This is a genomic window from Brevundimonas sp., assembly GCF_031082345.1.
Classification (GTDB): domain Bacteria; phylum Pseudomonadota; class Alphaproteobacteria; order Caulobacterales; family Caulobacteraceae; genus Brevundimonas.
This window is the reverse complement of record NZ_JAVHLH010000113.1, coordinates 1-8,780: the sequence shown is the minus strand read 5'-3', so window position 1 is coordinate 8,780 and position 8,780 is coordinate 1. Positions and strand designations below refer to the sequence as shown.

Below are 8,780 nucleotides of genomic sequence, written 5' to 3'. Positions count from 1 at the left end.
CCACATCTTCATGGCCTCGGCGAACATGGCCATGTTGCGCTTGACCGCCTCGTCCAGCAGGCCCGCGCCGGGCGCGGCCCCGAAGGCCTTCGAGAACTGGCCCCGCATCTGTTCCTGCTGGCGGGCGAAGCTGTCGAGCGACATCTCCAGATAGGAGGGCAGCACGCCCTGCATCTGGCCGCCGTAGAAGCCGATCAGCTGACGCAGGAACTGCACCGGCAGCAGGGCCTCGCCGCGGCTCTCTTCCTCGAAGATGATCTGGGTCAGGATCTGGCGGGTCAGGTCGTCGTTGGTCTTGGCGTCATAGACCACGAACTCGACGCCCTCGCGCACCATCCCGGCCAGGTCCTCGAGCGTGACATAGGCGGAGGTGGCGGTGTTGTAGAGCCGCCGGTTGGCGTATTTCTTGATGACGACGGTCTCGCCGGCTCCGGGCTTCTTGTCGGCCACGCGTAGTCCCCGATCCTGTTGCAACGCCGCACTATGCTGCGCTGCGGAGGAGAATGTCTAGCCGAGCGCGGCGGGGGCCAGGACCACGCCGACCAGCACCGCCGCCCAGTGGGTCATCGCGCCGGTGACGACGAAGCCATGCCAGATGGCGCGGCGGAACTTCACCCCCGGGCTGATGAAGACGAAGACGCCGGCGGTATAGATCAGGCCGCCGATCACCAGCAGGGCCAGGGCGATCGGATGGACGGTCTCCATCATCGGCTTGAGCGCCAGCACCGCGAGCCATCCGAAACCGATGTACACGACGCTCCAGAAGGAGTCCGAGATGCGCGGGGCGATCAGTTTCACGAACACGCCGCCCAGGGCCACGGTCCAGACCAGCAGGGTGAAGCCGACCGACCAGGCGCCCTCGAAATTCTGGGTCGTGAAGGGCGTGTAGCTGCCGGCGATCATCAGGAAGATGGCGGCCTCGTCCAGGCGGCGCAGGATCGGCCGCGCGGCGCAGGGCCGGGTCTGGTTGTAGATGGTCGAGGCCGTCAGCATGGCGATCAGGCACAGGGCGTAGGCCGCGGTGGCGACGACGGCGCCGACGCCGGAATAGAGCGCCGCCAGCACTGCCAGGACGATCCCGCCCACCGCCGCCAGCGTCAGGCCGACGACGTGGACGACCAGGTCGGCCGTCTTCTCGGCCGGCGTCCGGTAGTGCTCGATCATGTCGAGTTCGTCCGGCGTACAAACGTGCCGGGCCAGGTTCTTCATCCGCATGAGCATGGCCCCATCAAGCCTTTCGCTCCCTGTTCGTTCCAGCCAGTGTGCGGGCCGGGCCATGACCATCCGCTGAACGGCGGCCGGCGAGGGTGACGAAAGCTTCGGGATGCGGCAGAAACGGCACGAATTCTTTCCCGCGGCCTAACGCCTCCCCCCTTCGTAGGGCCGCTTCCCCGAGGTCAGTCAAATGTCTGTCGAAGTGGTCATCGTCTCCGCCGCGCGCACGCCGGTGGGGTCATTTCTGGGCGCGTTGTCCGCCCTGCCGGCGTCGAAGCTGGGCGAGGTCGCCATCCGGGCGGCGCTGGAGCGGGCGGGCGTCGGCGCCCATGAGGTCGACGAAGTGATCCTCGGTCATGTGCTTCAGGCGGCGGCGGGGCAGGGTCCGGCGCGCCAGGCGGCCATGGGGGCCGGCATCCCGAAGGAAGTCCCGGCCTGGAGCCTGAACCAGATCTGCGGCTCGGGCCTGCGCGCCGTCGCCGTCGCGGCGCAGCAGATCGCGCTCGGCGACGCCCGCATCGTCGTGGCCGGCGGTCAGGAGAGCATGAGCCAGGCGCCGCACGCCCAGCATCTGCGGACCGGCCAGAAGATGGGCGACCTGGCCTTCATCGACACCATGATCCGCGACGGCCTGTGGGACGCCTTCAACGGCTATCACATGGGCCAGACGGCGGAGAACATCGCCGAACAGTTCCAGATCAGCCGCGCCGACCAGGACGCCTTCGCCGTCGCCAGCCAGCACAAGGCCGAGGCGGCTCAGAAGGCCGGCCGGTTCGACGCCGAGATCGCGCCGGTCACCATCGCCTCGAAGAAGGGCGACGTCGTCGTCGATACGGACGAATACGTCCGTCACGGCGCCACGCTGGAAGCCATGGAAAAGCTGCGCCCGGCCTTTTCGAAGGAGGGCTCGGTGACGGCGGCCAACGCCTCGGGGCTGAACGACGGCGCCGCCGCCCTGGTGCTGATGAGCGCCGACGAGGCCAGGGCGCGCGGGCTGGAGCCGCTGGCGCGCATCGTCTCCTCGGCCACGGCCGGGGTCGACCCGGCGCTGATGGGGACAGGCCCGATCCCGGCCTCGCGCAAGGCGCTGGAAAAGGCCGGCTGGACCGTCGCCGACCTCGATCTGGTCGAGTCCAATGAAGCCTTCGCGGCCCAGTCGCTGTGCGTGCTGAGAGAGCTCGGGCTCGACCCGGACAAGGTCAACGTCAACGGAGGGGCCATCGCCATCGGCCATCCGATCGGAGCCTCGGGCGCGCGCATCCTGACCACCCTGCTGCACGAGATGAAGCGGTCGGGCGCCAAGAAGGGCCTCGCCACGCTTTGCATCGGCGGCGGCATGGGCGTGGCGATGTGCGTGGAGCGGCCCTGACGCGGGCCGCCCCCGACGGGGTCAGGCCGCGTTGGCGGCCCTGGACTTCTGCCGGTCCTGGTGCGCCCGCATGCCGACCGCGATCAGTTCGGCGGCCTCGCCGGCGTCGCCCCAGCCCTTGACCGTGACCGACTTGCCCTTCTCCAGGTCCTTGTAGCGGGTGAAGAAGTGCTCGATCTGCTCGACCAGGATGGCCGGCAGCTGCCGGTAGCTGGCGATGTCGGTGTAATAGGGGTTCAGCTTGTCGACCGGCACGGCCAGAATCTTCTCGTCGCCGCCGGCCTCGTCTTCCATCTTCAGCACGCCGATCGGGCGCGAGCGGATGATGCAGCCCGGCACCACCGGCGTCGGGTTCAGCACGATCACGTCACAGGGGTCGCCGTCGTCCGACAGGGTATGCGGGATGAAGCCGTAGTTGCCCGGATAGTACATGGCGGTGTGCAGGAAGCGGTCGACGAACAGGGCGCCGGAGGCCTTGTCCATCTCGTACTTCACCGGCAGGCCGCCCTGCGGGATCTCGATGATCACGTTGACGTCCCATGGCGGGTTCGGACCGGCGGGAATGGCGTCGATGTTCATGACGGGCTCGTCTATGGTGCAGTGCACTACGGGGAGGCGGGCGTGATAGGCGCGCAACTTGCCCGAAGCAAGGCGCACTTGCCCCGGACGGTTCCCTGGGTCACGACGTCTCGGGCGGTTGAGAAGGAGCGGTCATGACGATCCTGGACGGTCTGGCGCTGGCCCTCTTCTTTCTCTGCTGGCTCGGCTACGGGCCGCTGTTGGCGGTGCTGGCGCGGCGCAGCGGCTCGTTGAACGATGACATGACCGTCGTCCGCCGGGCGTGGATGATGGCCATGACCCATCGCGAGGTGCGGATCGTCGACAGCCAACTGATGGGCCACACCATCAATTCAGGGGGCTTCTTCGCCTCCACCAATCTGCTGCTGATCGCGGCGGTGGCCAGCGTGCTGTTTGGCGGCGAGCAGGCGATGCAGGGCTTCGCCGCAGTCGGCGCGGAGCCGGCCTCGACCGGCCTGCTGGAGGCCAAGCTGGCCCTCGTGCTGATCTGCCTGGCCCGCGGCCTGCTCGATTTCATCTGGTCGATCCGGCAGATGAACTATGCGCTGGCCCTGATCGGCGCCGCCCCCGAGCTGCATTCGGAGGCGGACCGGGTGGCGCTCGGCGAGGCGGCCGGGAGCCTGCTGAACCCGGCCCTGAGCGCGTTCAGCCAGGGCGTGCGAGGTTATTATTTCGCCCTGGCGGCGGCGGCCTGGCTGTTCGGACCGCTGTGGCTGGCGCTGGGCGTCGTCGCCGCCTTCTGCCTGCTGGTGTGGCGTCAGGCGGGTTCGCCGGCGGCGCGGGCGGTGCGCACGGCGCGCCGTTTGCTGGAGCCGCATCTGCCCGAGCGGTGAAGTCGTATTGCAGCTGCTCACAGGATTCGGAAAATCCTACCCGTGAAAGCGGTTACGGCGGGCATTTCGGGATGATGCTTGCCGTTACAAGGCGTGAACGCGGGTGCGAAATATCCAGTTGACGCGTTGTGCACCGCACCCTAACTTGATCTTCGACGCCCTCGCGGCGTCATGCCCTTCTGGGCGTTTCCTCCCTAAAAACTTTTATGCCGCGCCTTCGGGCGCGGCTTTTTTACGCCCGCAGCGGCGTGGGCGGATCGGCCAGCAGGTCGTCGATGACCCGCGTCACGCCGGCGGCACAGCGTGACCAGCCCGGCCCGGGCTCCAGGGCAGCCTCGTTCAGATAGAGGGCGCGGTTCAGTTCGATCTGCACCGCGTGAAATCCTTCCGCGGGGCGGCCCCAGCGCTGGGTGGTCCAGCCGCCGGAATAGGGCTGGTTCAGCGCCACTCGCCAGCCCAGCGCCTCGAACGCCCGTCGCAGCCGCCGGGTCAGGTCCGTCGCGCAGGACGATCCATGCCGGTCGCCCAGCACCACGTCCGGCCCGCGCGCCCCGCCGACGCCCCGGGTGGCCCGCGACGGCATCGAATGCCAGTCGACCAGCACCGCCTCGCCATGCCGCGCACGCGCCGCCTGCATCAGGCCGTCGAGGGCGGCATGGTAGGGCGTGTGGGCGCGGGCGATCCGGCCCTCGGCCTCTTCCGCGCCCAGCCGCCGGGCGTAGAGGGGCCGGCCGTCGCCGGTCAGACGGGGAATGACGCCATAGCCGGCCGCCGTGCGTGGCGACGGGATCCGTCCCTCCAGTCCCTCGACGAGGGCCGGATCGAGATCCTCGGGATCGCGGTTCAGGTCGAGATAGGCGCGACCGACCCTCCCGAGCAGCAGGCTCGCGCCGCGCCTGGCCCCCGGGGCGATCAGCCGGTCGACGAAGGCGTCCTCGGCGCTGCGCAGGCTGGCGATCGGCAGGTCCGGCGCGGCGTCCAGGTCGGCCGGATAAAGGTCGCCGGAGTGCGGCGAGGCGAACACGAACCGGCCGGGCGTCTCGGGCGCGACGACGGCGAACGGCGCCGCGTCCGCCTCGTCCGCCCTGTGTTCCGGTCCGTCCGCCATGGTCGATCCCATAACCTGTTTCGCGGATCGATCCACAGGTTCGCACCTCCGTTGCGCGTCCCCGCCGCGGGGATTTTCATGGCGGGTTTACCGATCGCGTCGTAGCCTCGCTTCAACAAGACGGGGCGAAAACTTCATGGCGCGCATTCTTCTGGCCGAAGACGATCATTCGCTTCGCGGCTTCCTGACCCGGGCGCTTGAGCGCGCCGGCCACTCGGTGGTCGACTGCGAGAACGGCGACGACGCCATCGACGCGCTCGATCAGGGCCCGTGGGACCTGCTGCTGACCGATATCGTCATGCCCGGAGCCGACGGCATCGAGGTGGCCCGCGTCGCGGCCGCCCGCCAGCCCGGCATCCGCATCATGTTCATCACCGGCTTCGCCGCGGTCGCCCTGTCGGCGGCCCAGGCCAGCCCGCAGGCCAAGGTGCTGTCCAAGCCCGTCCACCTGCGCGACCTCGTCGGCGAGGTCGAGCGAATGGTCGCGGCGGCCTGACGCAAGGGGGCGCTATCGCCCGCGACGCGTTCCCGCCTTCGCGGGAATGACGAGGCTCGCTACTTGAGCGCCGGCGTGGTTTTGGGCCTTGCGAAGTGCGAATGGGCCGGGTTATAGACCGCGCCTTCCTGCCCCCGGCGCTATCCGGGGCCGTCTCGGCGGACGCGTAGCTCAGCGGGAGAGCACTTCGTTGACATCGAAGGGGTCACAGGTTCAATCCCTGTCGCGTCCACCATCTTCCTCTCCTACAGTCGGATGCGTCGCCTTCGGGCCGCGGCAGACCGGGGATCCCATGCCCAGCTTCTATGAGTTCTTCGCCGGCGGCGGCATGGTGCGTGGGGGGCTGGGCGAGGGCTGGACCTGTCTGTTCGCCAACGATTTCGACGCCCGCAAGGGCCTCTCCTACCAAGCCAACTGGGGCGCCGGCGGCGAGCTGACCGTCGGCGACATCCGCGCGCTCGACGCGGCGGATCTGCCGGGCGAACCGGACTTGGTCTGGGGCAGCTTTCCCTGCCAGGACCTGTCGCTGGCGGGCGCCGGGGCTGGACTTGGGGGCGAGCGGTCGGGCACCTTTCACGCCTTCTGGGACGTCATTCGCGGCCTGATCGCCGAGGACCGGGCGCCCCGGTTGGTGGCGGTCGAGAACGTCTGCGGAACCCTGACCTCGCACGGCGGTCGGGATTTCGAGACCATCTGCCGGACCTTCGCCGAGGCCGGCTATCGCTACGGCCCCCTGGTGATCAACGCCGAGCTGTTCGTGCCGCAGAGTCGTCCGCGGCTGTTCGTGATCGGGGTGCGCGACGGGGTCGAGGTCGCGCCGGAACTGCTGTCGCCGGAACCGGTCGATCCGTTCCACACGCGCGCCGTGCGGCGGGCGACATCGACGCTGCCGGGCGCGGTGCGAGACCGGCTGCTGTGGTGGAACCTGCCGACGCCGGTGCGCCGGACCACGACCTTCGCCGACCTGATCGAAGACGAACCGGACAGCGTCGGCTGGCATAACCAGGCCGAGACCAAACGGCTGCTGGACCTGATGTCGCCGGTCAACGCGGCCAAGGTCGAGGCGGCCCGGCGGGCGGGGCGGCGCATGGTCGGCGGCGTCTATCGCCGGACGCGGCTCGAGGGCGGGTCGAAGGTGCAGCGGGCCGAGGTGCGGTTCGACGATGTCGCCGGTTGCCTGCGGACCCCCGGGGGCGGTTCGAGCCGCCAGATCCTTCTCGTCGTCGATGGTCCCTACGTTCGCTCGCGGCTGATCTCGGCGCGCGAGACGGCGCGGCTGATGGGTCTGCCGGACGACTATCTGCTGCCGCGAAACTACAGCGACGCCTATCACCTGACCGGCGACGGGGTCGCGGTTCCGGTGGTGCGCCACCTCGCCCGGCACGTGTTCGAGCCGCTGGTCGCCGCGGCCGTCCCGGCGCGCCGGGCCGCCTGAGGGTCAGCCGGGCCGCTTGCGTTCGCCGCCCGGATCGTCGCCGGACCCGCCCGTTTTGGCCTGATGCTCGATGCGGCCGCTCTCGACCTCGGTGCGGGAGAAGACCTCCTCCTGACCGGAGTCCAGCAGCTCCCCTTCCGGACCGCCGAGCCCGCCGACCACCAGGCCTTGGGCCCGCGAGGCGGGGCGGGGGACGGGAGTCCTGTCGGTCTTGCGGGTCATCCGGCTCCAACGGCGCAGGCGGTCGGGCGTTCCGCGCCGGCCGGGACGGAAGGTCGCGGACCCGACACGGACCCAAAGGCGTCGCCGGACGTTTTCCCGACACATTTCATGAGGAGGCAAACGATGGACACCCTGTCCGACACTCCGCCGCCGCAACCGGCGAGCTGGAGCCCCGGCGCGGGTGCGGCCCTGGCCATGGACGACGGCGACCTGCAGCGCCTGGCCGAGACCTTCGCCGTCACGCCCCAGGCGGCGCGACTGGCCGTAGCCCGGGTCGGAACCGACTTCCGCGCCCTGCAACGCGAACTCGGCGGGCGCCGCTGAGGAAGAGGGCGGCGACCGGCAATCAGGGTCGAGCGGGGATTTCCAGTCCGCGCTGGACCGCCGGCCGGGCGAGGCCGCGCTCCAGCCAGGCCGGAACGGTCTTCAATGCGTCGAACTCGACCAGTTCACGGGCCTCGTAGTAGCCGATCAGATGGCGCACCCAACCCAGCATCGAGATGTCGGCGATGGTGTAGTCGCCCATGATCCAGTCGCGGCCTTCGAGGCGGGCGTCCAGGACGCCGAGCAGTCGCCTGGACTCGGCGACGTAGCGTTGCAGCGGGCGCTTGTCCTCGTACTCGCGTCCGGCGAATTTGTTGAAGAAGCCGACCTGGCCGAACATCGGCCCGAGCCCGCCCATCTGCCACATGACCCACTGGATCGTCTCATAGCGTCGGGCGGCGTCGGCGGGGAGCAGCCGTCCGGTCTTCTCGGCCAGATAGATCAGGATGGCCCCGGACTCGAACAGGGCCAGCGGCTGTCCGCCCGGTCCGTCGGGATCGAGGATGGCGGGGATCTTGCCGTTGGGATTCAGCGACAGGAATTCCGGCCCCCAGGTCTCGTCCTTTCCGATGTCCACGAAATGCGCCTCATAGGGCAGGCCGGTCTCCTCCAGCATGATCGAGGCCTTCACCCCGTTCGGGGTGTTCAGTGAATACAGCTGCAGGCGGTCGGGATGTCGCGCCGGCCAGCGCTGCGTGATCGGAAAGGCGGAGAGGTCGGCCATCGAAAGCTCCTGCTGCGTTCGGGACGGATGTAGGCTGGCCAGGCTCAACCGCAACCGCCGCAGTGGCGCATTCCTGCGACTCGATTTTTGGAGTCGCCTATCGGGTCCCTCATCTGGACCCCGCCCGCCCGTCCGGGCATTGGAGGCGCATGACCTTTCCGACCCCGTCTCCCGCCGACTGGAAGGCCCTCGCCGAGAAGGCGCTGAAGGACCGGCCGATCGAAAGCCTGATCCACCTCGACGCCGACCATCTGGCGGTCCGGCCGCTCTATGGCGCGGCGACGGGCGTCCAGCCCCTGTCCGCGCCCCGCCCTTCGGACGCCGACGGTCGGGCGTGGGACCTGCGCACCCTGGTCGAGGGCGACGAGGCGGCGGCGGTCAATGCGGCGGTGCTGGCCGACCTCGAGGGCGGCGCGGCCTCGGTGGTGCTGAAGGGCGCTGTGCTGGCGGATTCGGCCCCCCTGGCGGCGGCGCT

At 69.5% G+C, this 8,780-nt stretch carries 11 protein-coding genes, 1 tRNA gene and 1 pseudogene; 7 read left to right on the top strand and 6 right to left on the bottom strand.

Annotation, left to right across the window (positions count from 1 at the left end):
* Both phaR and RDU12_RS08790 read right to left on the bottom strand, forming a co-directional pair.
* Positions 1 to 450, bottom strand: a 450-nt coding sequence (phaR, locus tag RDU12_RS08795; RefSeq protein ID WP_308684462.1) for a polyhydroxyalkanoate synthesis repressor PhaR, incomplete at its 3' end; no start/stop codon positions are given.
* A 57-nt stretch (positions 451 to 507) separates the two neighbouring features.
* The gene (locus RDU12_RS08790) at positions 508 to 1,215 is read right to left on the bottom strand and encodes a hemolysin III family protein (RefSeq protein WP_374990203.1); all 708 of its coding nucleotides are present in this window, start codon (positions 1,213 to 1,215) and stop codon (positions 508 to 510) included.
* Between the two features lie 190 nt (positions 1,216 to 1,405).
* Between RDU12_RS08790 and RDU12_RS08785 the strand changes: the two genes are divergently transcribed.
* The gene (locus RDU12_RS08785) at positions 1,406 to 2,584 is read left to right on the top strand and encodes an acetyl-CoA C-acetyltransferase (protein WP_308684461.1); all 1,179 of its coding nucleotides are present in this window, start codon (positions 1,406 to 1,408) and stop codon (positions 2,582 to 2,584) included.
* 21 nt (positions 2,585 to 2,605) lie between these two features.
* Here the strand turns inward: RDU12_RS08785 and ppa are convergent, their stop codons facing one another.
* Positions 2,606 to 3,163: an inorganic diphosphatase gene (gene ppa / locus RDU12_RS08780; protein ID WP_300292991.1), complete on the bottom strand. Its 558-nt coding sequence runs from the start codon at positions 3,161 to 3,163 to the stop codon at positions 2,606 to 2,608.
* Between the two features lie 134 nt (positions 3,164 to 3,297).
* Between ppa and RDU12_RS08775 the strand changes: the two genes are divergently transcribed.
* A complete protein-coding gene (locus RDU12_RS08775) occupies positions 3,298 to 3,996 on the top strand; it encodes a DUF599 family protein (protein WP_308684460.1) in 699 nt (232 codons plus the stop codon).
* 232 nt (positions 3,997 to 4,228) lie between these two features.
* Here the strand turns inward: RDU12_RS08775 and RDU12_RS08770 are convergent, their stop codons facing one another.
* Positions 4,229 to 5,104, bottom strand: a complete 876-nt coding sequence (locus tag RDU12_RS08770; protein WP_308684459.1) for an N-formylglutamate amidohydrolase — start codon at positions 5,102 to 5,104, stop codon at positions 4,229 to 4,231.
* Positions 5,105 to 5,240: 136 nt separating this feature from the next.
* Here RDU12_RS08770 and cpdR point away from each other — a divergent pair, with 136 nt between their 5' ends.
* The 3 genes from cpdR (at position 5,241) to RDU12_RS08755 (ending at position 7,035) form a co-directional block, all read left to right on the top strand.
* Positions 5,241 to 5,600, top strand: a complete 360-nt coding sequence (gene cpdR, locus RDU12_RS08765; RefSeq protein ID WP_055826880.1) for a cell cycle two-component system response regulator CpdR — start codon at positions 5,241 to 5,243, stop codon at positions 5,598 to 5,600.
* Between the two features lie 160 nt (positions 5,601 to 5,760).
* Positions 5,761 to 5,835, top strand: a tRNA-Val gene (locus tag RDU12_RS08760).
* A 57-nt stretch (positions 5,836 to 5,892) separates the two neighbouring features.
* On the top strand, positions 5,893 to 7,035 hold the full coding sequence (locus tag RDU12_RS08755) for a DNA (cytosine-5-)-methyltransferase (RefSeq protein ID WP_308684458.1): 1,143 nt from the start codon (positions 5,893 to 5,895) through the stop codon (positions 7,033 to 7,035).
* Positions 7,036 to 7,038: 3 nt separating this feature from the next.
* On the opposite strand, the gene RDU12_RS08750 is transcribed toward RDU12_RS08755, so the two are convergent.
* Positions 7,039 to 7,257 carry a hypothetical protein gene (locus tag RDU12_RS08750; protein WP_300293347.1) on the bottom strand — a complete coding sequence of 73 codons (219 nt, stop codon included), beginning with the start codon at positions 7,255 to 7,257 and terminating at the stop codon, positions 7,039 to 7,041.
* A gap of 123 nt (positions 7,258 to 7,380) precedes the next feature.
* Here RDU12_RS08750 and RDU12_RS08745 point away from each other — a divergent pair, with 123 nt between their 5' ends.
* Entirely contained in the window at positions 7,381 to 7,581 is a 201-nt protein-coding gene (locus tag RDU12_RS08745; protein ID WP_300293345.1) for a hypothetical protein, read from the top strand.
* Positions 7,582 to 7,603: 22 nt separating this feature from the next.
* Here the strand turns inward: RDU12_RS08745 and RDU12_RS08740 are convergent, their stop codons facing one another.
* Entirely contained in the window at positions 7,604 to 8,305 is a 702-nt protein-coding gene (locus RDU12_RS08740) for a glutathione S-transferase N-terminal domain-containing protein (protein WP_300293343.1), read from the bottom strand.
* Between the two features lie 149 nt (positions 8,306 to 8,454).
* Between RDU12_RS08740 and RDU12_RS08735 the strand changes: the two are divergent.
* Positions 8,455 to 8,780 (top strand): annotated as a pseudogene (locus RDU12_RS08735) (methylmalonyl-CoA mutase); the annotation flags it as partial.